A 24,042-nucleotide genomic window follows, 5' to 3' on the forward strand; every position below is an offset into this window, starting at 1 on the left:
GCTTCGGTGGCGGCGTCGGCGTCGGCTTGGGCGGGGGAGTGGGCTCGGGGGGTCTGGGGGGCGTGGGCTTGGGGGGCTTGGGGGGTTTCGGCGTCGGCTTCGGCGGGGGCGTCGGGGACGGCGTGCACCGCACACCGCTGCCTGCGGCGGCCGTCGCGGTTCCGCCCGACGCGTACGCGCAGGCGTCGGCGGGCGCCGCCGCGGCGCCCGCCGGAGCGCCGAGTAGCAAGGCCAGAGTGAGCAGCGCGAGGGCACGGGTGACGGGGGCCGAACGGCCCCGGGAGGATCCGGGCACGAGCAGATCATGAGGCGTGCGCCGCCCGCGCGGGCGCGAGGAGGCGCACGATCGCTCGAAGGGGGGAGCGGTCGGACGGGGGTTCGCCACCCCGAGGAGCGCGTGCCGAGCGATCCCACACCCGTACACCACAGGAAATTTTTTCCCGGGCGCGTTGAACGCTGCGCCCGTTCCTTCTCGTACCTAGGGCCATGCGTGACGCAGCAGGCGTCACCGTGACGCGAGTGGCGTCACCACGGCTGAGCGACAGCAGGAGTAAGAGATGCGGCATGTATCAGGGGGCTCCCTCCGGGCCCGGCGGAGCGCCTCGCTCGTAGCGGCGGCTGCGGCCCTGCTGGCGCTGACGACGGCGTGCGGTCAGGAGAAGGGCGAGCAGTCCCCCAAGGGCCAGAACGTGGGCAACGAGGCCCCGGTCAAGGACGGGGCGGGGGCGGGCGACGGCTATGGCTCGGGCAACGGCTACGGCTCGGACTCGGGGAGCGCCGAGGGCGCGAGCAAGGCCAAGTCCGCCGGGAAACTGGCCGTGTGGGACAGCGAGAAGCTCGGCGAGGTCGTCACCGACAGCGCGGGCCTGACGCTCTACCGGTTCGACAAGGACACCGCCCAGCCGCCCAAGTCCAACTGCGACGGCGCCTGCGAGACCGCCTGGCCCGTCGTCGCGGCCAAGGGCTCCGAGGCCGCCCCCGGCGTCGACAAGTCGCTGCTCGGCGAGGTCACCCGCGCCGACGGCACCGAGCAGCTCACCATCGACGGCTGGCCGATGTACCGCTTCGCCAAGGACAAGAAGCCCGGCGACGCCAAGGGACAGGGCGTGGGCGGCACCTGGTACGCGGCGGCGCCCGACGGCAAGAAGGCCGCACCCGGCGCCGGGGGCGGCGCGGACGCAGGCGCGGACGCCGGGGACGACGCGGGGGACGCCGGGGACGACGCCGCCCGGCCCGCCGACCCGGCCGGGCTCTCCACCCGCAACGACCCGAAGCTCGGCGAGATCGTCGTCGACAAGAACGGCATGACGGTCTACCGCTTCACCAAGGACTCCGCCTGGCCCATGAAGTCGGCGTGCACCGGCGCCTGCCTGAAGAAGTGGCCGGTCGTCGAACCCGTCGGGAAGAACGAGACCAAGGGCATCCTGAAGAAGGGCTTCGTCACCTTCGACCGGCCCGACGGCATCAAGCAGCAGACGATCGACTGCTGGCCGCTGTACACGTTCGCGGGTGACAAGAAGCCCGGCGACACCAACGGTCAGGGCGTCGGCGGCACCTGGTACGCCGCGGCACCGAACGGCAAGGCGGTGGGCGCCACCAAGTAGCCCGCCGGGCCCCGAAGGCCCCGCCACCCCTCGGCCGGTCCGTTCCTTCCGCACCAAAGGGAAGGAATGGGCCGGTTCTTCGGTGTGTGTACGGCACTTGCCAACGGCAGTGACCGAGAACGGACGGCCAATTTCCGTTTTGACTCGCTCCGTTGGCCGACGATCAGTAGCCTCACCTTCGAACACCGGCTCGCCTTGACAACGATCTTTGCCCGATCCTTGGAGTGTTGATGGAGCGTCCCGACTGGGCCCCGCCGGGCATCGACATCGCGATGCCGAGCGTGGCCCGGGTGTACGACCACTACCTGGGCGGCTCCCACAACTTCGAGGTGGACCGGGTGGCCGCGCGCAGGGCGATGGAGTTCATGCCGGGACTGCCCAAGATCGTGCAGGCGAATCGTGCCTTCATGCGCCGAGCCGTGCGCTTCGCCGTCGGCGAGGGCGTCACCCAGTTCCTCGACATCGGCTCGGGAATCCCTACATTCGGAAACGTGCACGAAGTGGCCCAGGGGGCCGACGAGGCCGCGCGCGTCGTGTACGTCGACCACGATCCGGTCGCCGTGGCGCACAGCCGTGCGGTTCTCGAAGACAATGACCAGGCCGCTGCGGCCTACGCGGATCTGCGAAAACCCCGCGACATCCTGGGCAGTTCCGAGGTGCGGGACCAGTTGGACCTCGACCGGCCGGTCGCGCTTCTCCTGGTGGCCATACTCCACTTCGTCGAGGACGCGTACGATCCCTACGCGGCGGTCGCCGAACTGCGGGACGCGTTGGCGCCCGGCAGCCTGATCGCCGTGACACATGCCTCGTACGAAGGGATACCGGTTCCGCAGGAACAGGCCGGCGGGACCGTCGGCGTATACAAGGACATCCGCAATCCATTGATCATGCGATCGCGTGCCGAGATCGCGCGGTTCTTCGAGGGATACGACATGGTGGAACCCGGCCTCGTGCCGATGCCGCACTGGCGGGCCGACACGGAGCTCGTGGACGAGGACCCGTGGTCCTTCTCCGGGTTCGCCGGCGTGGGACGCAAGCGTTGAGCGCGGAACCGGACGGGCCGGAGGACAGACTGCGCAGGTTCGCCACGATCTGGAGCCGTGCGCTGTTCCCGGTGACCGCGACCTCGATCACCCGACCCGACTTCGAGCGCCTGCTGCTGCCGCTCGCCCGGCAGTTGCGCGCCGCCCTCGACGAGCGGGTGTTCGTCGCCGCCGGGAGTGAGGCCGTGGGCGAGTCCCTGGTCGCCGCGCACTGCACCGAGCCGGAGGCGCTGAGCCGCACCCTCGATGTCGTCGACGCCTACCTCGTCCTCTACTGCGGCGCGGACGGCGGCACCGGTGAACGCGAGGAGCTGCGGGCGCGCTGCTCCCGGATCCAGCACGCCGTCGCGGCCGGATTCGCCCGGGCGCTGCGCGAGCGGACCCTGATCGAGCAGGAGGCCATCGCCCGGGCCGCCCTGGAGGCGCGCGGCACCGTCGCGGAGGCCCTGCACGCCAGCGAGGCCCGGTTCCGCGCGGTGTTCCACGGCGCCGCCGTCGGCATCGGCATCGCCGACCTCGACGGCACGGTCCTGGAGGCCAACGACGCGCTGATCCGTATGTTCGGCGGCCTGGAGCAGCACCTGCGCGGGCGCAACATGGCCGAGTGGACGCACCCCGACGACTCCCCGCACGTGTGGAAGCTGTACGAGGAGCTGGTGCGCGGCGACCGTGAGCACTACCGCGTGGAGAAGGCCTTCTACCGTCCCGACGGCACGGTCCTGTGGACCAATCTGACGGTGTCCCTGCTGCGTGACGCCGACGGGGCGCCGCAGTACCAGTTGGCGCTGATGGAGGACACCACCGAGCGCAGGCTCCTGAACCTGCGCCTGCGCTACGAGGCCACCCACGACGCCCTCACCGGACTGCCCAACCGGACGCTGTTCTTCGAGCGCCTGGAGAAGGCGCTCGCGGCCGGTGAAGGCGCCCGGTTCGGGCTCTGCTATCTCGACCTCGACGGCTTCAAGACCGTCAACGACAGCCTCGGGCACGCGGCGGGCGACCGGCTCCTGGTGGAGGTCGCGGACCGGCTGCAGGCCTGCGCGACCGCGCCGGGGGAGATGGTGGCGCGGCTCGGCGGCGACGAGTTCGTGGCGCTGACCACGGGCCCCGACACCAAGCGCGAGGTCGACGACCTCGTGGGCCGCATCATGAACGCGCTGGCCACCCCGATCCGTGTCGAAGGCCGCGAGCTGACCGTGCGCGGCTCCATCGGCGTCGTCGAGGGACCCGCCGCCGACCGCGGGGCCGCGGAGGTGCTGCGCAGCGCCGACATCACGATGTACCGCGCCAAGCACGCGGGCGGCAACCGCTACGAACTGGCCGACCCGGAGGCCGACGCCCGCGCCATCACCCGGCACGGGCTCACCACGGCGCTGCCGGTGGCCCTGGAGCGCGGCGAGTTCTTCATCGAGTACCAGCCCCTCGTGCACCTCGGCGACGGCAGCGTGCGCGGCGCGGAGGCCCTCGTACGGTGGCTGCACCCGCAGCACGGCGTCATCAGTCCGGACCGCTTCATTCCGCTCGCCGAGCACACCGGACTCATCGTGCCGCTCGGCCGCTGGGTCCTCGAACAGTCGGTGCGGCAGGCGCGTGCCTGGGAGGCGCGCACCGGAGCGGAGCAGGCCGTGAGCCCGCTGCGCGTCAATGTGAACCTGTCACCGTGCCAGCTCACCCACCCCGGCCTGGTCTCCGACACCGTGGAGATCCTGGAGCGCGCGGGCCTCGCACCGGACTCGCTGTGCCTGGAGGTCACCGAGTCCGCGCTCATCGGCGCCGACGACGACCTGCTGAAGCCGCTGCGCAGGCTCGCCGAGATGGGCGTCGACATCGCGCTCGACGACTTCGGCACCGGCTACTCCAACCTCGCCAATCTGCGCCGCCTGCCGGTCAGCATCCTCAAGCTCGACCGCGCCTTCACCCAGGGCATGCAGCACTTCCCCGCCGACCCGGTGGACCTGAAGATCATCGAAGGCATCGTGTCCCTCGCGCACAGCCTGGACCTGGCCGTCACGGTCGAGGGCGTCGAGACCGGCGCGCAGGCCGACCAACTGCGTGAGCTGGGCTGCGACACCGCTCAGGGCTGGTACTACGCGCGGCCCGGGCCGCCGGATCGGTTGCACGAGCTGGCGCTCGCCGACACGCGGTAGCTGGCGGGGGCGCCTTGGGCGGTTGCGCCTCGGGGTGCCGCCTGGGGCTTGCTGCGCGGCTGCGGGTGTGTTGCGGCTGGGCGCGCTGTTCCCCGCGCCCCTTCGGGGCGCGTCGTTCAGGGTGCTCCGGCTAAGGGTGCTCCGGCCTAAGGGCGCTCCGGGGTCGATGTCGTCGACGGGGACGGGCTCGGGGTTTCGACCGGGGACGTGACGTTGTTCGCCCATGTCGTCGCGAGGACGGTGGCCACGGCTGCCATGGTCGCGACGAGTACCGCGCTGAGCGGGGTGGCCAGCGAGGAGAGGCGGCGGAAGTTGCGGATGTGGCCCCACAGCAGGTCCGCCCTGCGCACCAGGCGGATCTCCCAGTACAGGGCGAGGCCGAGGGCCAGGACGGTGCTCTGGGCGAGCAGCAGGAACACCGAGAGCGCGATCGGCCCCTGCGGCACGCGCAGCCGCGGTACGAGCAGCAGGACCTGCACCGCCGACATCACCGCCCACAGCCAACCCGCCTTGGCCACCGGGGTGTTGCCCCGCAGCCACGGATACAGATAGCCGTAGGCGAAGCCGTGCGCGAGCCAGACGCAGGTCGGCGCGCCCGCGACGGTCACCGCCTCGGGCACCCCGCTGTAGCCGTCGGCCTGCCACAGCGTCCACGCCGTCCACGGCAGGGTGAGCAGCGCGGTGACCGCGGCCGCGGTGATGCCGTTGCGCCAGGCGGTACGGCCCGCGGAGCCGCCGAGCGCGACGGCCTTGAGCCGCGCCGTCTCGCGTGCCGCGTCCGCCGCGGTGGGCTGCCGCAGGCTCTGCCAGGTCTCCTCCCAACTGTCGGCGGCCAGCGAGGTGTCGGCGAGGGTGGAGCGGGACGAGGTGAGGAAGCGGTGTCTGCCCTCGGCGAAGAGCAGCGCGCGGGCCAGGGAGTTGAGCAGCCTGGCGTGGGCGGCGCCGGACAGCGCGTGCAGGCGTTCGGCGTGGGCCGCGCGGGCGGGCGGGAGCAGCAGGTGCGCGCCCGCCCAGGCGGTGAGCAGGGCGGCTGCCGTGGTCCAGTACGGCAGCCAACTGTCGGGTGAGCCGATGACGGTCGCGGACGCGGCGAACAGGAGCAGCGTGACGCAGTCGCGGCGGGCCCCGGGGCCCCAGCGGCCACGATCGGTGCCGCCGGCGTAGAGGTGGGCGAGGAGCACGACGACGGCGGCGCACCACATCACCTGGACGGCGGGGGCGATGGTGCGCACTCCGTAGATGAAGTCGTCGCCGGGCCACTGCCCCGCGAGCTGGGCGAAGAGGTCGCTGGTGGCCGGGCGGTCGGTCCTGCGCAGCGACGTCCACCACGGGAGCAGGGCGGTGACGAGCACCGCGCCAAGGGCGAGGCGCCCCTTCCAGGCGGGGCGGATCACCGGTGGCAGCAGCGGGCAGGCCAGCAGGAGCAGCGCGGTCACCCAGGGCACGGGAAGCAGGAATGCCAGGGGCCAGGAGACGCCGACAACACGGTCGGTGAGGGTGACGGTTCCGTCGACGGGTGAGAGCTGGAACTCCCACGGCAGGACCTGCAGCACCACGACGGCCGCCACCGCCGTCCAGGCCGCCACGGCGAGCGGCGCGGCCCAGGGCCGCGCGGCGGACCCGCACAGCCGCCACCGCAGCGCCGCGTACACGGCGCAGGCGGCGGCCGACGCGGTCACGACGCAGGTCAGCACGGCCCGGGTCCAGTGGCCGCCGCCCATGAGCCAGGCCATCAGGACGAGGGCCGGTGCGGGGGCGGCGAGGAGGCAGAGCTCGGCGCGGTGCGGGAAGCGGCCGGCGCGCAGACGCAGTGTGACGGTGACCGCGAGCACCGGCAGGACGAACAGGACCGCACCCAGGAGCGTGCCCTGGGTGCGGGACTCCAGGGGCAGGGTGTTGGGGACGAGCGCGTTGTGCGGATAGCTGACGGCGCCCCAGAGCCAGAACAGGACCCGCCACTTGCTGGAGTAGGAGTGCACGAGCAGCGCGGCGACGGCGCCGAGCAGCGCGGTGACGGTGAGCGCGACGGCGGCACGGGTCCGCCTGGGGCTCGCGGCCGAGCCGCCGGGTGCGGTGAGGAAGGCGGACAGCGCGCCTACGGTGACGGCGGCCAGGGCGAGCAGTGAGAGCAGGGCCTCCTGGCTGCTGCCCGGACGGACCTGCCAGGCGGGGCGGCGCTCGCCCTTCTGCGTGGTGCGGGGCCCGATGAGCTCGGCCACGACCGACATCGGCGCAGGCCGCTCCGGCAGCGTGTACCGCACCGTTCTCGCCGTCTGCAGGGTCGGCCGCCCGCTCACGCTGAAACCCCAGCCGCCGGGTACGTCCATGCGCCAGCGCCAGCGTCCCGGCGGGCGCGGTACGGGCTTGGCTTCGGTGTCCACGGGCAGGGTGCCGAGGCGGTAGGCCATCTGGGCCCCGCGCTGGAGGTTCGTGAACGTCATGCTGTGCTCGGCCGTGACCGTCACGGTGCCGTGGGCGGACGCCTGGCTGACGGTGCCGCGCTCGGGGTAGGTCCGGTCCGTGTCGTTGCGCCGGACCGCGAGGGCGGTCGCGTAGCCGCCCGGCATGATGGCGGAGACGCGGCCGAAGAGGACCGGCTGGGCCCTGAGCCGGGCCACGAGCGGGTCCGACTCGCGCAGCAGCAGCCGGTAATGTGCTGTGACCCGCCAGTCGGCGCCCTTGGCACGGCTGACGCGCACCACGATCTCACCGCTGCTGCCCTTGCCCGGCCTGTCGTTCGCCGTGGGCACGGGGAGGACCGACGGGTTGGTGGGTTTCAGTGTCCTGAGCCCGGCCTGCGCGCGTTCCACCTGCTGCCCGGCGACCTGGCGCCGAGTGGTGTCGCCCCACTCGTTCGACGCCCACACCGCACACCCCACGACCACCGCGCACAGCAGCACCACGGCCGTCGCCCGGCCCGCCGCTCCGCCCGCAGATCTGCCCGCGGCGGTGCTGCCCGCCGCCGTGCCCCCGCCCTGAGCCGTTGCCATGGGGCGCCCCCTCCCGCTCAAGGAGAGTCAGGTTAGAGCCGGGCGCACGGCTCGCGGCACCCTCGGGATGGCGTGAAATACCCAGCGCGCAGGGCACTGTCCCGGGGCGCGCGCGACGGCTCGCGCCCCCTGGCCGTTCAACGCGACAACAGCATCCGCTGCAACTCGCGCGCCGCCCGCGGCGGCGCGACGTCGCTGCGGTGGGCCAGCGCGATGGTGCGGCGCAGCCGTGGGCGGGACAGGGGAGTCATGCGCAGGTCGCTGCCCGCGCGCTCGGCGACCATGCGGGGGACGACGGCGACGCCGAGTCCCGCGCGGACGAAGCCGAGGACGGCGTCCATCTCGCCGCCCTCGACGGCGAACTCGGGCTCGAAGCCCTCCGCGCGGCAGGCGGCGACCGTCAGCTCCCGCAGGTCGTACCCGTGCCGGAACATCACGAGGCGCTCGCCCTGGAGGTCGGCGACCCGAGCGGACGCGCCGAGGCCCGGAGCGCTCGGCGCGGACACCACCACCAGGTCCTCGCGCAGCAGCTCCACCGTCGTCAGGGCGGGCGACGCCGTCGGCAGCGGAAGCACGACCAGGGCCAGGTCCAGGGCGCCGCGCGCGAGCTGGCGGACCAGGTCGTGGCTGCCGCCCTCCTCGATCAGGAGCTGGATGCCGGGGTGCCGGTCGTGGAAGTCGCGCAGGACCTGCGGCAGCAGACCCGTGCAGACGCTCGGCGTCGCCCCGAGCCGCACCCGGCCCCGGCGCAACTGCACCAGCTCCTGCACCTCGATCCGGGCCGTGTCGGCGTCGGCGAGGATGCGGCGAGCCAGTGGAAGCAGCGCCTCGCCCGCGTCGGTGAGGGCGATGTTGCCGCGCGCCCGGCTGAACAGCTCGGCGCCCAGCTCGTTCTCCAGGGCCCGCACCTGCTGCGAGAGCGACGGCTGCGAGACGTGCACCTGCTCGGCGGCGCGCGTGAAGTGCCGGGTCTCGGCGACGGCGACGAAGTAGAGGAGCTGTTGGAACTGCATGGGCGCCACGATACGCCTTCATAGGTATTGGCTATGAAGATGAGCAGAACCATCTCTTGGACTGATGGGGACCTTCGGCCGTAGCGTGCCTGACATGGCTCTGGCAACGCGGACGGACCGACGGCCGTCCCTCCCGCGCACGGTGTGGGACTCCACCGTCGGCAAGAAGACCGTGATGGCGGTGAGCGGCCTGATCATGCTCCTCTATCTGGTCGCCCACATGATCGGGAACCTGAAGATCTTCTTCGGGCCCGGGGACTTCAACCACTACGCGCACTGGCTGCGCACCCTCGGCGCGCCCGTCATGCGCTGGGAGTGGACCCTGTGGGTCGTCCGCTTCGGCCTGGTCGTCGCCGTCGTCGCGCACGCCGTGTCCGCGTACCAGCTCAGCCGCCGCGACATCGGGGCACGTCCGAGCAAGTACGTGCACAAGAAGCCGCGCGCGAGCTACGCCACCCGCACCATGCGGTGGGGCGGGATCATCCTCGGCCTGTTCATCGTCTGGCACATCCTGGACCTGACGACGGGCACCGTGCACCCGGGCGGCTACGAGCATCTGCACCCGTACCAGAACGTCATCGACACCTTCTCCACCTGGTACGGCAACGTCATCTACATCGTGGCCGTCTGCGCCCTCGGCCTCCATGTGCGGCACGGGTTCTGGAGTGCCGCCCAGACCCTCGGCGTGGGCAGCGCGGCCCGCGACCGCGTCCTGAAGACCTGCGCCAACGGGCTCGCGCTGCTCCTTACCGTGGGCTTCGTCTCCGTACCCGTCGGTGTCATGACCGGAGTGGTGAGCTGACCGATGAATTCCTCCGCCGAGAACACCGAGAACACCGAGTACGCGGAATACGCCGCGTACACCACCGGGGAACCGGTCGCCGACACCAAGGCGCCGCAGGGCCCCGTCGCCGAACGCTGGGACACCCGCCGCTTCGAGGCCAAGCTGGTCAACCCCGCCAACCGCCGCAAGCACACCGTCATCGTCGTCGGCACCGGCCTCGCGGGCGGCTCCGCGGGCGCCACCCTCGCCGAACAGGGCTACCACGTCGTGCAGTTCTGCTACCAGGACTCGCCGCGCCGCGCCCACTCCATCGCCGCGCAGGGCGGTATCAACGCGGCGAAGAACTACCGCAACGACGGCGACTCCGTGCACCGCCTGTTCTACGACACCGTCAAGGGCGGCGACTTCCGCGCCCGCGAGTCCAACGTGCACCGCCTGGCCCAGATCTCCGTCAACATCATCGACCAGTGCGTGGCCCAGGGCGTGCCCTTCGCCCGCGAGTACGGCGGGCTCCTCGACACCCGGTCCTTCGGCGGCGTCCAGGTATCCCGCACCTTCTACGCCCGCGGCCAGACCGGCCAGCAGCTCCTGCTCGGCGCCTACCAGGCCCTGTCGAAGGAGATCGCCGCGGGGAACGTGGAGCTGCACCCGCGCACCGAGATGCTCGACGTGATCGTCGTCGACGGACGGGCCCGCGGCATCGTCGCCCGGGACCTCGTCACCGGGAAGATCGACACCTACTTCGCGGACGCTGTCGTCCTTGCCACCGGCGGCTACGGCAACGTCTTCTACCTGTCGACGAACGCCATGAACTCCAATGCGACAGCCGTCTGGCGGGCCCACCGCCGCGGCGCGTACTTCGCGAACCCCTGCTTCACCCAGATCCACCCCACCTGCATCCCGCGCACCGGCGACCACCAGTCCAAGCTCACCCTGATGAGCGAGTCGCTGCGCAACGACGGCCGTATCTGGGTGCCGAAGGCCAAGGGTGACACCCGGCCGGCCAACGAGATCCCCGAGGACGAGCGCGACTACTACCTGGAGCGCGTCTACCCCTCCTTCGGCAACCTCGTGCCCCGCGACATCGCCTCCCGCGCGGCCAAGAACGTCTGCGACGAGGGCAGGGGAGTGGGCCCCGGCGGCCAGGGCGTGTACCTGGACTTCGCGGACGCGACCCGGCGCATGGGCCGGGCGGCGGTCGAGGAGAAGTACGGCAACCTCTTCGACATGTACGAGCGCATCACCGCGGAGAACCCCTACGAGGTGCCGATGCGGATCTACCCCGCCGTGCACTACACGATGGGCGGCCTGTGGGTCGACTACGACCTCCAGACCACCGTCCCGGGCCTGTTCGCGATCGGCGAGGCCAACTTCTCCGACCACGGCGCGAACCGGCTCGGCGCCTCCGCCCTGATGCAGGGCCTCGCGGACGGCTACTTCGTGCTGCCGTCCACCATCAACGACTACCTCGCCCGCCACCCGCACCAGGACGAGGTCGACGACGAGCACCCGGTGGTCCGCGAGGTACTCGCCGAGACCGAGGACCGTCTGAACCTGCTGCTCGCCGTCGACGGCGACCGCACCCCCGACTCCTTCCACCGCGAACTCGGCGAGCTGATGTGGGAGTTCTGCGGCATGGCGCGCACCGCCAGCGGGCTGCGCAAGGCCCTGGAGCGCATCCCGCAGATCCGGGATGAGTTCTGGCGCCGCATCAAGGTCCCCGGCACCGGCGAGGAGTTCAACCAGTCCCTGGAGAAGGCCAACCGCATCGTCGACTACCTGGAACTCGCCGAGCTGATGTGCCTCGACGCGCTGCACCGCGCCGAGTCCTGCGGCGGCCACTTCCGCGAGGAGTCCCAGACCCCGGACGGCGAGGCCGAACGCCGGGACGAGGAGTTCTCGTACGCGGCCGCCTGGGAGTTCTCCGGCACCGGCACCGCGCCCGTCCTGCACAAGGAAGACCTCGTCTTCGAGTACGTCCACCCCACCCAGCGGAGCTACGCATGAAGCTCACCCTGCGCGTCTGGCGCCAGCGGAACGCCGACGCCGACGGCGCGATGTCCACGTACGAAGTGGACGGCATCTCGGCCGACATGTCCTTCCTGGAGATGCTCGACACCCTCAACGAAGAACTCATCGTCAAGGGCGAGGATCCGGTCGCCTTCGACCACGACTGCCGCGAGGGCATCTGCGGTGCCTGCTCGCTCGTCATCAACGGCGACGCGCACGGACCCGAGCGCACCACCACCTGCCAACTGCACATGCGGTCCTTCAAGGACGGCGACACCATCGACATCGAGCCGTGGCGGGCGGCCGCGTTCCCGGTCGTCAAGGACCTGGTCGTCGACCGCTCCGCCTTCGACCGCATCATCCAGTCCGGCGGTTACATCAGCGCCCCCACCGGGTCCGCCCCCGAGGCGCACGCCACCCCCGTGCCGAAGCCGGACGCGGACTTCGCCTTCGAGCACGCCGAGTGCATCGGCTGCGGCGCCTGCGTCGCGGCCTGCCCCAACGGCTCGGCGATGCTGTTCACCTCGGCGAAGGTCAACCACCTCAACGTCCTTCCGCAGGGCGCCCCCGAGCGCGAGACCCGGGTCCTCGACATGGTCACGCAGATGGACGCCGAGGGCTTCGGCGGCTGCACCCTCACCGGCGAGTGCGCCACCGCCTGCCCGAAGGGCATCCCGCTGCCGTCGATCACGGCCATGAACAAGGAGTGGTTGCGGGCCACGCGCAAGGCCCGGCGCTGACGGCGGCGGCTTCCCGCGGCTACCCGCGGGGCCGCAGATCCGCCCCGTACGCCGTCTCGTAGTCCGGCACCACGATCCGGGAGCCGGGGCTGACCGCGCGGGCCCGGTCGAGGAAGTCGTCCAGGCCCGCGCCGTCCTTGCGGGGCGGCAGGCTCAGCGGCCGCTCGAAGTCGTCCCAGTGCACCGGCACGAGCACACCGGGACGGCCGAGGGTGTCGAGCAGCCGCGGCAGATAGCGGTATGTCGACGCGGTCGATGCCACCGCGACCATCGCGATGTCCGGCGCGAGCCCGGCGAAGGACCGTTCGTCGAAGTCGCTCGCGCCCATGAACAGCGCCGAAGGGGCGTCGTCCGGGGTCACCTTGAAAGCGAGCGTGTCGCCCTCCGGAAGATCGGAGACCGTACGCGGCGCGGTCGCGGGCGGCGCGTTGAGAGTGCCGGGGGCGAAGTAGGAGTACGAGCCGTTGCGGCTGTGCCGGGAGCTCGCCACCTCCACCACGTACCCGTCGAAGTCCAGGACTTCCCCGCCCTTGACCACGATGATCCGTGCCGCGTCCACCCCGAACGAGCGCAGTACGTGGTACGTCGTCTCGGTGCCGATGACCCGGGCGCCCGTCGAGCGGGCCAGGAACGGCACGTCGTTGAGGTGGTCCCAGTGGGTGTGCGTGACGCAGATGAGCTCCGGTGTGCCCGCGTGCCCGCGGACCAGCGCCTTGTCGGTGCGCAGTTGGGTTCCGGGGTCGAACGCGCCGGTGAACAACCCCGTGGGGAAGCGGGTCACATAGGGGTCGACGAGCACGGTCGCCGACGGCTTGTCCTGCCGCCGCAGGTCGATCCGCCAGCCCGAGGTGCCGAGCCAGCGGTACGAGACGGAGCCCGCGGTCCGCTTTCCGGTGGCCGGCGCGGGGGTGTCGGCCACCGCGGTGCCCGGAAGGAGGGGGACGGCCGCGCCGATGGCGGCGCCGCGCAGCAGGGTGCGGCGGCCGGGACTGAGGTGTCGCTCGTCGGTGTGCATGGCGGCAGGAGACCAGGCCGGAAGCCGCCATGTCCAAGATCTGATCGATCCGGAGTCCATATGGTTTCCGATATGACAGCAGGTCAGAGGCCGTGCCTTGAGGGTCATGCACGGGGAGAAGTCGCCCGTGCCAGATAGGGCGCCGTCCGGCTGTTCGCCACCGCGGCCACCTCCGCGGGCGTTCCGGCCGCGACCACGCGCCCGCCCTCCGTGCCACCGCCGGGCCCGAGGTCGATCACCCAGTCCGCCCCTGCCACCACGGACATGTCGTGCTCGACGACCACCACGGAGTGCCCCGCGTCCACCAGCTCGTGCAACCGCCCCACAAGGACCTCCACGTCCGCGGGATGCAGCCCGGCGGTGGGCTCGTCGAGGAGGTAGAGGGTGTGCCCGCGGCGCACCCGCTGCAACTCGCTCGCCAGCTTGATCCGCTGCGCCTCCCCGCCGGACAGCTCCGTCGCGGGCTGCCCGAGCCGCAGATAGCCGAGCCCGATGTCAAGGAGCGTGCGCAGGCTGCGCAGCACGGCCGGGGTGTCGGCGAAGAAGCCCGCGGCGGCCTCGACGGTCAGGTCGAGTACGTCCGCGACGGTGAGCCCGCCGTGGGTGACCTCAAGGGTCTGCGGGTTGTAGCGGGCGCCCCCGCAGTCCGGGCAGGGGGCGTAGGTGCTCGGCAGGAAGAGCAGCTCGACGCTCACGAACCCCTCGCCCTGGCAGGTCTCGCAGCGGCCGCCCGCCACGTTGAAGGAGAAGCGCCCCACGCCGTAGCCGCGCGCCCGCGCCTCGTCCGTGTCGGCGAAGACCTTGCGGACGACGTCGAAGAGCCCGGTGTACGTGGCGAGGTTGGAACGTGGGGTGCGCCCGATCGGCTTCTGGTCCACGCACACGAGCCGGTCCACGCCCGCGAGGCCGTCGGTGAGCTCGCCGATCAGCGTGGACTTGCCCGACCCCGACACGCCGGTCACCGCCGTGAACGCGCCGAGCGGGAACTCCGCGGTCACGTCCCGCAGGTTGTGCCGCGACACCGGCCCGACCTTCAACCAGCCCCGTGGCACCCGCGCCTGACGTGCCGTCACGGGTGTCCGGTCGAACAGGAAGCGTGCCGTCGCCGACTCGGTCACCGTCTCCAGGTCGGCCACCGGGCCGCTGTGCAGCACCCGGCCGCCGTGCTCGCCCGCCCGCGGGCCCACATCCACCAGCCAGTCCGCGTGCCGCATCACGTCGAGGTGGTGTTCGACCACGAACACCGAGTTGCCCGCGGCCTTGAGCCGGTCGAGGACGGTGAGCAGCGACTCCGTGTCGGCGGGGTGCAGTCCCGCCGACGGCTCGTCGAGGACGTAGACGACGCCGAAGAGCCCCGAACGCAACTGCGTGGCCAGGCGCAGGCGTTGCAGCTCGCCCGCGGACAGGGTGGGGGTCGCGCGGTCGGGGGAGAGGTAGCCAAGGCCAAGGTCGGTGATCGTGGCGATGCGGGCGAGCAGGTCGTCGGTGAGGACCCTCGCCAACTGCGCGCCCGCCGCTCCCGCCCCCGACCCCGCCGCGTCCCGCAGGCACCGCGCGAGGTCCGTCAGGGGCAGCGCGGACAGCTCCGCGACGGTGCGGCCCGCGAAGGTGACGGCGAGTGCCTCGGGGCGCAGCCGGGTGCCGCCGCACGCCGGGCACGGCTCGCTGGTCAGGAAGCGCTCCGCCTTCGTGCGCAGCGTCGGGGACTTGGAGTCGGCGAACGTCTTCATGACGTAGCGCCGGGCGCTCATGTACGTGCCCTGGTACGGGCGCTGGATGCGGCCCGCGTCGCGCACCGGGTGGACGGTGACGACCGGCTGCTCGTCGGTGAACAGGATCCACTCGCGGTCGGCCTTCGGCAGCTCGCGCCACGGGCGGTCCACGTCGTGGCCGAGTGCGTCGAGGACGTCCCGCAGGTTCTTGCCCTGCCAGGCGCCCGGCCAGGCCGCGACGGCACCCTCGCGGATGGACAGGGAGGCGTCGGGGACCAGGAGTTCCTCGGTCGTGCGGTGCACCCGGCCGAGGCCGTGACAGTCGGGGCAGGCCCCGGCCGCGGTGTTGGGCGAGAAGGCGTCGGAGTCGAGCCGCTCCGCGCCCGGCGGGTAGTCGCCCGCGCGGGAGAACAGCATCCGCAGCGAGTTGGACAGCGTGGTGACCGTTCCCACGGAGCTGCGGGAGGTGGGGGCGGCGCGGCGCTGCTGGAGCGAGACGGCAGGCGGCAGCCCCGTGATCTCGCCGACCTTCGGCGCGCCGACCTGGTGGATCAGGCGGCGCGCGTACGGGGCGACGGACTCGAAGTAGCGCCGCTGGGCCTCGGCGTAGATCGTCCCGAAGGCGAGCGAGGACTTCCCCGACCCGGAGACCCCGGTGAACACGGCGAGGACGTCCCGCGGCACGTCCACGTCGACCCCGCGCAGATTGTGCTCCCGGGCACCCCGGACCCGTACGAAGGGATCGTGGCCGTGGTCGGGGCGACTGTGCATGGGGCGGGCTCCGTACGCGGATCGGGGGCAAACCCCACGATTCTAGGCCGGGGGGTTTTCCGCACCCCGGGGGCGTCCGGTGCCTTGCGCGAGGGCGGGTGCGGACGTGGGCGTGGACGCGACGGGGGTGGGCGAGGGGGCGGGCGGGGTCAGTCCGGTGATCCGGGCGAGGCGCCGGAAGGAGTCGCGCAGGCCCTCGCGGTCGTAGCTGCTGGTGGTCACCAGGACCTCCTGCGCGCCGCTCTCCCCGATCAGGGTCTCAAGGGCCTCGGCGACCTGGTCCTCGGTGCCGTGGATGTGCCCGCGCAGCCCCGACTCGTAGAGGTCGCGCTCCTTCTGGCCCATGGCGCCGGTCGCCGCGCGCTCCTCGACGCGTTCGGCGGGCGGCAGCGGCGGAAACGTGCCGTGGGTGCGCGAGTGGGCCATCGACCAGGCCTCCGGCACGAGCAGGCGGCGGGCCGCCGCCTCGGACTCCGCGACGGCGACGGTGCCCGAGACCACCACGTACGGCTCGTCCGACCAGACGGAGGGCCGGAACGCGGCGCGATAGCGGTCGATGGCGGCCAGCATCTTCTCGCGGCCCCTGATGTCGCCGATGACCAGCGGCAGACCCGCGGCCGCCGCGATCGCGGCGCCCTCGCCGATGGCGAGGACGAACGGCGGGACCTTCAGGCCCTCGCTCGGACGGGCGTGCACGCCCGTGCCCGACGTGCCGCGGAACCAGCCGAGGAGTTCGGTCAGATCGGCGGCGAAGTCGTCCGCGTCGTGCTTGTCGTGGCCGAGCGCCCTGCGCACACCGTCGGTGAAGCCGACGGACCGGCCGAGCCCCATGTCGATCCGCCCCGGGAAGAGCGCTTCGAGCACCCCGAACTGCTCGGCCACCACCAGCGGCTGATGGTTCGGCAGCATCACACCGCCGGTGCCCACGCGGATCGTGCGCGTGGCCGCGGCGACCGCCGCCGCGAGAACGGTCGGCGCCGAACCCGCGACCCCGGGCACACCGTGGTGCTCGGACACCCAGAACCGGTGGTAGCCGAGGTCTTCGAGCTCCCGCGCGAGCGTCACGGAGTCCCGCAGTGCCGCGGTGTCGTCGTGCCCCTCCCGGGTGCGGGAGCGGTCGAGCACCGAGAACCGCACCCTGGGGACGGCGGGGGCCCGGCCCGTTGCCGCGGGGGAGCCGCCCGGCTCTCGGTCCCGCGTGCCGCCGCTCATGCCGTGTGCCGTACGAGTACGGCGTCGACGAACGTGACGAGCCGTTCGCCGATGCGGTCCACGCTGCCGTTCTGCGCGCTCACCTGGGCCCCCTCCAGGGCGAAGGTGATCTCCGCCGCGGCCCCCTCGGGGTCCGTGAGACCGGCCGCCGCGCACATGGCGGTGAGACGGCGGAGCTGTCGCGCCTTGTGTGCCTCGATGACCTGGCGCGCCGGGTGGTCGCGGTCGGGCAGCTCGGCCAGGGAGTTGATGAAGGGGCAGCCCCGGTGCGAGATCGTCGACAGGGTGTCGACGACGAACGCCGCGACTCCCCTGATCTGCGCCAGGGGTTCGTCCGGCCACCGTTCCTCGACCCGGTCGAAGGCCGCCACGTAGTCGGCGGCGACGATCAGCAGCCACTGCGCGACCAGCGCGTCCTTGGTGCCGAAATGGCGGTACAGCGCGGCCTTGGTGGTCCCGGCCCTGTCCGCGACGGCCTGGACGCCGACGCCCCTGATCCCCTCGGCGTGGAACAGCTCCTCGGCCGCGTCGAGGATGCGCTCACGGGGTGGCAGTTTGGCCACGCGGTTCGCGCGGCCGGGCCTCGCCTCTTCTGCTGCTTCCGGCATGTCTGCCCCCTTCCGTTGGGATCCGTTCAGACAATCGGCGCTTCGCGCCTCGTCCGCAAACGCCTGACGGGCTGGAAGGACCCCGTCCGACCGTCGGCGAGATCCCATGCTACGGTACCGTCCGGTCTTGCATGATACCGATCGGTATCATTCGGAACCGAACGGTACTGGCTGTGAAGGGATTCCCATGAAGCTGTCGGAGTACGTGACCCATGACGCCGTGGGGCTTGCCGGGCTCGTCGCCCGTGGTGAGGTGACAGCGGCCGAACTCGAAGCGGTCGCGCTGGAGGCAGTCGCCGCCGTCAACCCGCTGGTCAACGCGGTCGTGGAGACCTGGCCCGCCGAAGGCGGCGAGACGGCGGGCCCGGCGGCCGCCGGGCAGGCGCCGCTGGCCGGGGTGCCCTTCCTGATCAAGGATGTGGGCGTGACCATGGCGGGCAAGCGGTCGGAGCTGGGCAGCCGCCTCGCCGAAGGCCTGATCGCGCCGGACGACTCGTATCTGATGCGCCGCTTCCGCGCGGCCGGCCTCGCGACCTTCGGCCGCACCGCGACCCCGGAGTTCGCCTATGGCATCACCACCGAGCCAGTCCTGTACGGGCCGACCCGCAACCCCTGGGACCTCGGCCGTTCGGCGGGTGGCTCCAGCGGCGGCGCGGCGGCGGCGGTCGCGGCCGGTGTCGTCCCGATCGCCCACGGCACGGACGCGGCGGGCTCGATCCGCATACCGGCGTCCGGTACCGGACTGTTCGGTCTGAAGCCGACCCGGGGCCGGGTTTCCCTGGGGCCCGACGCCGACGAGATCTTCAACGGCCTCGCGGTACAGGGCTCCGTCAGCCGCACGGTGCGCGACAGCGCGGCGCTGCTCGACCGGATGCGGGGGCCCGAGAGCGGCGACCCGTACTTCGCCGCGGAGCCGGACCGCGTCTACGCCCACGAGGTCACCCGCGACCCGGGCCGCCTGCGCGTCGGCGTCGTCGCCGGGGCGGGCGGGGGCCGCGGCACCGAGGGCCCGGTGGCCGCCGCCCTGTCCCGCACCGCGGAACTCCTCGCCTCGCTCGGCCACGAGGTGTCGGAGGCCACGCTGGACCTCGGCGTGAGCTGGGCGGAGTACGTGCTCGCCAACGCCCGGCTGTGGACGGCCAACCTGGTCCCCTGGCTCGACGGCCTGGCCGCCGCCACCGGCAGGACCGTCGGCCTGAGCACCGTGCAGCCCGAGACGCTCGCTGGCTACTTCTGGGGCCGCCGCGTCACCGGCGCCGACTTCGTCCGCGCGCTCGGTGTGCGCAACACCGTCGCCCGCAGCGTCGGCCGCCACTTCTTGAGGTACGACGTGCTGCTCAGCCCCACCCTGCCGGAACTGCCGCCGCGCCTGGGCGAGTACGCCGAAGGAGTCGAGGACCTCGACGGCGCCGGATGGATCGACCGGATCTTCGACCGCTCGCCCTTCACCGCCGTCCACAACGTCGCCGGGACCCCCGCCATGTCCGTGCCGCTGGAGTCCGACGCCGCCACCGGCCTGCCCGTCGGCCTGCAGTTCGCCGCCGGACACGGCCGCGAGGACACCCTCTTCCGCCTCGCCGGGCAACTGGAGCGCGCCGCCCCCTGGGCCCACCGCGTCCCGGGCGTGTGGGCCGGGTCGGCTCCCCTGGACACCGGCCGTGCCCCTGCCCGCTAGCCGTGCCCCCTGCCCGCCAGCCGTGCCCCTGCCCGCTAGTCGCAGGTGAGCAGGCCCGCGCGCAGTCGTGCCAGGGTGTGCGAGAGCAGCCGCGACACATGCATCTGCGAGAGGCCGAGGACCCGGCCGATCTCGGCCTGGGTCAGCTCCTGACCGAACCGCATCTCGATGATGCGGCGCTCCCGCTCGCCGAGCTCCGCCAGGAGCGGGGCGAGGGCGTGCAACTGCTCGACGATCTCCAGGGCGGGGTCGGGCGCGCCCATGACATCGGCGACCGAGCGGCCGCCGCTCCGGGTGTCGCCGTCCTCGCCCGGATCGTTCGGGGCGTCCAGGGACCCGGCGGCGTATCCGTTGGCGGCCACGATCGCCTCCAGGGCCTGCTCCTGCGGCACTCCCAGGTCGGCGGCGAGCTCCTTGACCGTCGGCTCACGGCCGAGGACGCAGGAGAGCCGCTCCTGGGACCTGGACAGCTCGGACCGCAGCTCCTGGAGTCTGCGCGGCACGTGCACGGCCCAGCTCGTGTCACGGAAGTGGCGCTTGATCTCGCCGAGTATCCAGGGCACGGCGAACGAGGTGAACTCGAAGCCGCGGCCCACGTCGAACCGGTCGATCGCCTTGATCAGCCCCACCGTCCCGACCTGGACGATGTCCTCCATGTGGCCGCTGCCGCGGTTGCGGTACCGGCTCGCCACGTAGTGCACCAGGGTGACGTTCATCTCGATCAGGGTGTCGCGCGCGTACGCGTACTCGGGCGTGTCCGGCTCCAGGCTCTGGAGCCGGTCGAAGAAGAGCTTCGTCAGCTCCCGCGCGTCGCGCGGCGCGACCTGGACCGCCTCCTCGATCCACGGCAGGTCGACGTCGGCCGTACGGGAGCGTGCGTGCCCCCTGGCGTGGCGCATACCGGTCTTGCTTGGCACAGCCCTAACTCCCTCAGCCGGTTCGTGCGGTCTGGCGTCTGGTTCCGCGATCGGCGGCGCCGCACACGGGGACCTTGCGCACGAACCGCCGGGACCATGGCCCCTCGGCCGGGAGGCCAGAGGACCCGCGCACGCACCGGGGCCGAGCACGGGCGGGATCCGGAGCCCGGTGTGAGACTGCTCCCGAGGCGGTGATCACAGATGGTGAGCCAACCGAGGGCGTCCGGGCCGGGGGAGCAACTGCTCGAAGAGCTCCTCGCCGCGGCGCACGCGGCGACCCCGGCGGAGCTGCCCGCCCTGGTGCAGCGGTTCGCCGACGTCGAGGGCCTGGACCGGATCGACGTGTACCTCGTGGACCTCCAGCAGCGGTCCCTGGTGCCGCTGGCGCAGGGGCCGCCCGCCCTGAGCGTGTCCGCGTCCGTCGCCGGATCGGCCTATCGGGCGCAGGAGCTGCGCGTGGAGGAACTGGCCAGGGGCGGCAAGATCACCACGTGGCTGCCGCTGATCGACGGGGCCGAGCGGCTCGGCGTGATCGGCGCCACCGCACCGTTGATCGACGGGGTGCTGCTGCGGCGCTGCCGCATACTGGCCTCCATCCTGGCCATGGTGATCACCTCGAAGCGGGCGTCGAGCGACAGCTTCGCGCTCCGCACCCGCTCCCAGCCCATGCAGCTCCCCGCCGAGATGCTCCGGGCCTTCCTGCCGCCCCGTACGGTCGGCAACTCCCAGGTCGTCTCGACCGCCGTACTCGAACCCGCCTACAACATCGGCGGCGACGTCTTCGACCACTCCCTGACCAGTTCCACCCTGCACGTGGCGATCCTGGACGCCATGGGCCACAACCTCGCGTCGGGCCTGACGACGTCCGTGGCCATGGCAGGCTGCCGCAACGCCCGGCGGGCCGAGGCCGAGCTGCCCGAGCTCGTCGACACCATCCAGCACGCGCTCGCGCGGTGGCTGCCCGAGCAGTTCTGCACGGGCATCCTCGGCCAGCTCGACCTCGCGAGCGGGGTGCTGCGGTGGTGCAACTGCGGGCACCCGCCGCCCCTGCTCATCCGCGACCACCGAGTGCTCGGCGGCGCGCTCGAACGCCCGCCGCAGCCGCCCCTCGGCACGCCCGCCCTGCTGGCCGACGTCCCGTGGGTGGTCCACGAGGAGCCCCTCGAACCCGGCGACCGGGTGCTGATGTACACGGACGGCGTGACGGAGCTGCGCACCGGCGGCGGCGCCCAGTTCGGTCTGGAGCGGTTCACCGACAGCATCATCCGGGCGACGGCCGCGGGTGAGTCGGCCCCGGAGGCGCTGCGCCAGCTCATCCACTCCATCCTCGACCGGCAGGGGAACCAACTGCGCGACGACGCGACGCTGTTGCTCCTTGAGTGGTGCCCGACGGGCAGGTGACGGGCGGGTTCCTTAGGCTGGCCGCGTGACGTACGACAAAAGCTGGGGCGAGCGGCCCCTCGCCGTGTTCGACCTCGACAACACGCTCGCGGACACCGCGCACCGCCAGCGCCATCTGCGGCGCAGACCGCGTGACTGGAACGCGTTCTTCGCGGCCGCCTCCGCCGACCCGCCGCTCGAGCGGGGTGTGCGGCTCGCGCGCGACAGCGCCGATGAGTGCGAGGTCGTCTATCTGACCGGGCGGCCCGAGCGCTGCCGCGCCGACACCGAGGCCTGGCTGGCCGCGCAGGGCCTGCCAGCCGGGCGGGTCTGGATGCGCGGCGACCAGGACCGGCGCCCCGCCCGCCACACCAAGCTGGAGATCCTGCGCCGCCTCGCCCGGAACCGGGAGGTCCGGATGCTGGTGGACGACGACGAGTTGGTGTGCGCCGACGCGGAGCGGGCCGGGTTCACGGTGGTGCGGGCGCGCTGGGGCAGCGCGTCGGCGGAGCTGCGGGACGCGCAGGAGCGGCAGGGGCGTACGTGAGAGGCGCGCGACCGACAGCCGAGCCGTGCGGGCCGGTCGCGCCCCGGGACGCGACCTCGAACGGGGCGGCCCGGGACGCGTCCTCGAACGCGGGGGCCCGGGACGCGTCCTCGAACGCGGGGCCTAGGAGGCGTCCTCCAGGCGGAAACCGACCTTCATGCCGACCTGGAAGTGCTGGATCTCCCCGTCCTCGATGTGGCCGCGTACCTGGGTGACCTCGAACCAGTCGAGGCCGCGCAGGGTCTGTGACGCGCGTTCGATGCCGTTGCGGATGGCCTGGTCGACGCCCTCGTGCGAGGTGCCGACGATCTCGGTGACCCGGTAGGTGTGGTCGGACATGGGCGGGCTTCTCCTCTCCGCGGCAGTGCGGTGCCCTCCACGGTAGTGCCGGGTACGTGTGCGGGCCTCCCGGAGGAATCGTGGGAATCTGTGGGCACGCGTCCACCTAAGTGCCACAGATGTGCCACAAATGTGCGCACGCCCCTTGACCGGCGAGTTGGTCCATACCAAAATCCTGCACACCCGTTCGAGCTTGTGCTCCTTCGAGCTTGAGCTCTTCCCCACGTCGGGCTACCCCCGTGCTGTCCGCAGTCAGAAAGTGACCGACGTGAACCCGCGCCGCCTCCGTATCGCCCTTTCCCTTACCCTGGCTCTCGCCTCCACCGCCCTGCTGCCCGGCTGCAGCCATCTGCCCGGTGGCGGTGACGACCGCAGCACCGTCACGGTGTGGCTGATGCGGGGGAGCGCCTCGGACGCCTTCCTGAAGCGGTTCACCGAGGACTTCGAGAAGCAGCACGGCAACCTCGACCTGGAGATCGAGCTCCAGGAGTGGACCGGTATCGGCGAGAAGGTCAAGACGGCACTGAAGGACGACGACGGGCCCGACGTCATCGAGGTCGGCAACACCCAGGTCGCCCAGTACGTCGACCAGGGCGGCCTGGAGGACCTCACCCTGGAGTCCGCCCGCGACCTCGGCATGGAGGACTGGCTGCCGGGCCTCGCCGAGCCGGGCCGCTACGACGGGGGCCAGTACGGCATCCCCTGGTACGCGGCGAACCGTGTCGTGATCTACAACAAGGACCTGTTCGCGCAGGCCGGGATCAAGCAGCCCCCCAAGACGCGGCAGCAGTGGCTCGCGGACACCGAGCGGCTCAACTCCGGCTCCACCCAGGGGATCTACCTCGCGGGCCAGGACTGGTACACCCTCGCCGGCTTCATCTGGGACGAGGGCGGCGACCTCGCCAAGGAGAGCTCCGGCAACTGGCAGGGCGCCCTGGACACGCCCGCCGCGCTGCGCGGCATGGACTTCTACCGGCAGTTGCAGGCACTCGGTGAAGGACCGCCGAACGCGGACGAGGAACACCCGCCGCAGGCAGGCGTGTTCGCCAAGGGCGACGTCGCGCAGCTCATCGCCGTGCCCGGTGTCGCCCGCGCCATCGAGGAGAAGAACCCCGAACTGAAGGGCAAGCTCGGCTACTTCCCCGTCCCCGGCAAGACCGCCCGCAAGCCCGGCGCCGTCTTCACCGGCGGCTCCGACCTGGTCGTGCGGGACGGCACCGGCGAGCGCAAGGGCGCCGTCGAGGTCGTGAAGGCACTCGCGGGCGAGAAGTGGCAGCGGGACCTCGCGCGCACCATGGACTACGTGCCGAACAAGACGACGCTGGCCTCCGCCGTCGCCGGGGAGGCCGCCGTCGCCGCGATGGCCACCGGGGCCGCGCAGGGCCGGGCCACGCCCAACTCGCCCCAGTGGGCGGCCGTGGAGGCCGACAACCCGATCAAGAAGTACATGTCCAAGGTGCTCGGCGGCGCCGACGCGCCCGCCGCGGCCAGGGCGGCGTCCGCCCGGCTCACCGAGGAACTGGACGCCTCCTGAC

General features: G+C 72.3%; 18 protein-coding genes and 1 pseudogene. 10 read left to right on the forward strand and 9 right to left on the reverse strand.

The annotated features are described in order from the left end of the window. Positions 1-295, reverse strand: a pseudogene (locus IG78_RS50735) (hypothetical protein); the annotation flags it as partial. Positions 296-557: 262 nt separating this feature from the next. Here IG78_RS50735 and IG78_RS0135415 point away from each other — a divergent pair. From IG78_RS0135415 to IG78_RS0135425, 3 genes are all read left to right on the forward strand, one after another. After that, positions 558-1,604, forward strand: coding sequence for an SCO0930 family lipoprotein (locus IG78_RS0135415; RefSeq protein ID WP_030571783.1), 1,047 nt, complete (start codon positions 558-560; stop codon positions 1,602-1,604). Between the two features lie 230 nt (positions 1,605-1,834). Further along, positions 1,835-2,647, forward strand: a complete 813-nt coding sequence (locus IG78_RS0135420) for an SAM-dependent methyltransferase (RefSeq protein WP_030571786.1) — start codon at positions 1,835-1,837, stop codon at positions 2,645-2,647. Next, the gene (locus IG78_RS0135425; protein ID WP_030571789.1) at positions 2,644-4,794 is read left to right on the forward strand and encodes a putative bifunctional diguanylate cyclase/phosphodiesterase; all 2,151 of its coding nucleotides are present in this window, start codon (positions 2,644-2,646) and stop codon (positions 4,792-4,794) included. The genes IG78_RS0135420 and IG78_RS0135425 overlap by 4 nt, the downstream gene beginning before the upstream one ends. A 146-nt stretch (positions 4,795-4,940) precedes the next feature. Here the strand turns inward: IG78_RS0135425 and IG78_RS0135430 are convergent, their stop codons facing one another. After that, positions 4,941-7,784 (reverse strand): hypothetical protein, encoded by a 2,844-nt coding sequence (locus IG78_RS0135430; protein ID WP_157855989.1) that lies wholly within the window; start codon positions 7,782-7,784, stop codon positions 4,941-4,943. Between the two features lie 137 nt (positions 7,785-7,921). Continuing rightward, on the reverse strand, positions 7,922-8,797 hold the full coding sequence (locus tag IG78_RS0135435; protein ID WP_030571795.1) for a LysR family transcriptional regulator: 876 nt from the start codon (positions 8,795-8,797) through the stop codon (positions 7,922-7,924). Positions 8,798-8,891: 94 nt separating this feature from the next. Here IG78_RS0135435 and IG78_RS0135440 point away from each other — a divergent pair, with 94 nt between their 5' ends. The 3 genes from IG78_RS0135440 to IG78_RS0135450 are packed head-to-tail and all read left to right on the forward strand — an operon-like array spanning position 8,892 to position 12,331. Continuing rightward, complete coding sequence (locus tag IG78_RS0135440; protein ID WP_051853250.1) at positions 8,892-9,599, forward strand: succinate dehydrogenase; 708 nt, start codon at positions 8,892-8,894, stop codon at positions 9,597-9,599. 3 nt (positions 9,600-9,602) lie between these two features. After that, entirely contained in the window at positions 9,603-11,588 is a 1,986-nt protein-coding gene (locus IG78_RS0135445; RefSeq protein ID WP_030571801.1) for a fumarate reductase/succinate dehydrogenase flavoprotein subunit, read from the forward strand. After that, positions 11,585-12,331 carry a succinate dehydrogenase/fumarate reductase iron-sulfur subunit gene (locus IG78_RS0135450; protein WP_030571804.1) on the forward strand — a complete coding sequence of 249 codons (747 nt, stop codon included), beginning with the start codon at positions 11,585-11,587 and terminating at the stop codon, positions 12,329-12,331. Before IG78_RS0135445 ends, IG78_RS0135450 begins: the two co-directional genes overlap by 4 nt. Before the next feature lie 19 nt (positions 12,332-12,350). On the opposite strand, the gene IG78_RS0135455 is transcribed toward IG78_RS0135450, so the two are convergent. The 4 genes from IG78_RS0135455 to IG78_RS0135470 all read right to left on the reverse strand — a co-directional run bounded on the left by IG78_RS0135455 (position 12,351) and on the right by IG78_RS0135470 (position 17,649). Next, positions 12,351-13,346: an MBL fold metallo-hydrolase gene (locus tag IG78_RS0135455; protein WP_051853245.1), complete on the reverse strand. Its 996-nt coding sequence runs from the start codon at positions 13,344-13,346 to the stop codon at positions 12,351-12,353. A gap of 104 nt (positions 13,347-13,450) precedes the next feature. Further along, positions 13,451-15,829 (reverse strand): excinuclease ABC subunit UvrA, encoded by a 2,379-nt coding sequence (locus tag IG78_RS0135460; protein ID WP_030571811.1) that lies wholly within the window; start codon positions 15,827-15,829, stop codon positions 13,451-13,453. A gap of 42 nt (positions 15,830-15,871) precedes the next feature. Further along, positions 15,872-17,041, reverse strand: a complete 1,170-nt coding sequence (locus IG78_RS0135465) for an MsnO8 family LLM class oxidoreductase (RefSeq protein ID WP_078965867.1) — start codon at positions 17,039-17,041, stop codon at positions 15,872-15,874. Then, positions 17,038-17,649: a TetR/AcrR family transcriptional regulator gene (locus IG78_RS0135470; protein WP_030571817.1), complete on the reverse strand. Its 612-nt coding sequence runs from the start codon at positions 17,647-17,649 to the stop codon at positions 17,038-17,040. The genes IG78_RS0135465 and IG78_RS0135470 overlap by 4 nt, the downstream gene beginning before the upstream one ends. A 187-nt stretch (positions 17,650-17,836) precedes the next feature. Here IG78_RS0135470 and IG78_RS0135475 point away from each other — a divergent pair, with 187 nt between their 5' ends. Then, complete coding sequence (locus IG78_RS0135475) at positions 17,837-19,324, forward strand: amidase (RefSeq protein WP_030571820.1); 1,488 nt, start codon at positions 17,837-17,839, stop codon at positions 19,322-19,324. A 35-nt stretch (positions 19,325-19,359) separates the two neighbouring features. Here IG78_RS0135475 and IG78_RS0135480 read toward each other — a convergent pair whose 3' ends face one another. Further along, the gene (locus tag IG78_RS0135480) at positions 19,360-20,223 is read right to left on the reverse strand and encodes a SigB/SigF/SigG family RNA polymerase sigma factor (protein WP_037687371.1); all 864 of its coding nucleotides are present in this window, start codon (positions 20,221-20,223) and stop codon (positions 19,360-19,362) included. Between the two features lie 219 nt (positions 20,224-20,442). On the opposite strand from IG78_RS0135480, the gene IG78_RS0135485 reads away from it, so the two are divergent. Together IG78_RS0135485 and IG78_RS0135490 are read left to right on the forward strand one after the other, a co-directional pair. Next, entirely contained in the window at positions 20,443-21,642 is a 1,200-nt protein-coding gene (locus tag IG78_RS0135485) for a PP2C family protein-serine/threonine phosphatase (RefSeq protein WP_030571825.1), read from the forward strand. 25 nt (positions 21,643-21,667) lie between these two features. Next, positions 21,668-22,168, forward strand: coding sequence for a phosphatase domain-containing protein (locus IG78_RS0135490; protein WP_030571828.1), 501 nt, complete (start codon positions 21,668-21,670; stop codon positions 22,166-22,168). A 123-nt stretch (positions 22,169-22,291) separates the two neighbouring features. Here IG78_RS0135490 and IG78_RS0135495 read toward each other — a convergent pair whose 3' ends face one another. After that, positions 22,292-22,507 carry a dodecin gene (locus tag IG78_RS0135495; protein WP_030571831.1) on the reverse strand — a complete coding sequence of 72 codons (216 nt, stop codon included), beginning with the start codon at positions 22,505-22,507 and terminating at the stop codon, positions 22,292-22,294. A gap of 268 nt (positions 22,508-22,775) precedes the next feature. Between IG78_RS0135495 and IG78_RS0135500 the strand changes: the two genes are divergently transcribed. Continuing rightward, positions 22,776-24,041, forward strand: coding sequence for an extracellular solute-binding protein (locus IG78_RS0135500; protein WP_455430823.1), 1,266 nt, complete (start codon positions 22,776-22,778; stop codon positions 24,039-24,041). Position 24,042 lies beyond the last annotated feature (1 nt).

The organism is Streptomyces aureocirculatus, from assembly GCF_000720475.1.
Taxonomy (GTDB): Bacteria; Actinomycetota; Actinomycetes; order Streptomycetales; family Streptomycetaceae; genus Streptomyces; species Streptomyces aureocirculatus.

Excerpts from the sequence above, each read along its gene's own strand:
- IG78_RS0135450 (WP_030571804.1), top strand. The coding sequence starts at position 11,585 with ATGAAGCTCACCCTGCGCGTCTGGCGCCAGCGGAACGCCGACGCCGAC.
- IG78_RS0135465 (WP_078965867.1), bottom strand. The coding sequence starts at position 17,041 with ATGAGCGGCGGCACGCGGGACCGAGAGCCGGGCGGCTCCCCCGCGGCA.
- IG78_RS0135480 (WP_037687371.1), bottom strand. The coding sequence starts at position 20,223 with ATGCGCCACGCCAGGGGGCACGCACGCTCCCGTACGGCCGACGTCGAC.
- IG78_RS0135435 (WP_030571795.1), bottom strand. The coding sequence starts at position 8,797 with ATGCAGTTCCAACAGCTCCTCTACTTCGTCGCCGTCGCCGAGACCCGG.
- IG78_RS0135485 (WP_030571825.1), top strand. The coding sequence starts at position 20,443 with ATGGTGAGCCAACCGAGGGCGTCCGGGCCGGGGGAGCAACTGCTCGAA.
- IG78_RS0135455 (WP_051853245.1), bottom strand. The coding sequence starts at position 13,346 with ATGCACACCGACGAGCGACACCTCAGTCCCGGCCGCCGCACCCTGCTG.
- IG78_RS0135415 (WP_030571783.1), top strand. The coding sequence starts at position 558 with ATGCGGCATGTATCAGGGGGCTCCCTCCGGGCCCGGCGGAGCGCCTCG.
- IG78_RS0135470 (WP_030571817.1), bottom strand. The coding sequence starts at position 17,649 with ATGCCGGAAGCAGCAGAAGAGGCGAGGCCCGGCCGCGCGAACCGCGTG.
- IG78_RS0135445 (WP_030571801.1), top strand. The coding sequence starts at position 9,603 with ATGAATTCCTCCGCCGAGAACACCGAGAACACCGAGTACGCGGAATAC.
- IG78_RS0135475 (WP_030571820.1), top strand. The coding sequence starts at position 17,837 with ATGAAGCTGTCGGAGTACGTGACCCATGACGCCGTGGGGCTTGCCGGG.
- IG78_RS0135460 (WP_030571811.1), bottom strand. The coding sequence starts at position 15,829 with ATGCACAGTCGCCCCGACCACGGCCACGATCCCTTCGTACGGGTCCGG.
- IG78_RS0135430 (WP_157855989.1), bottom strand. The coding sequence starts at position 7,784 with ATGGCAACGGCTCAGGGCGGGGGCACGGCGGCGGGCAGCACCGCCGCG.
- IG78_RS0135495 (WP_030571831.1), bottom strand. The coding sequence starts at position 22,507 with ATGTCCGACCACACCTACCGGGTCACCGAGATCGTCGGCACCTCGCAC.
- IG78_RS0135420 (WP_030571786.1), top strand. The coding sequence starts at position 1,835 with ATGGAGCGTCCCGACTGGGCCCCGCCGGGCATCGACATCGCGATGCCG.
- IG78_RS0135440 (WP_051853250.1), top strand. The coding sequence starts at position 8,892 with ATGGCTCTGGCAACGCGGACGGACCGACGGCCGTCCCTCCCGCGCACG.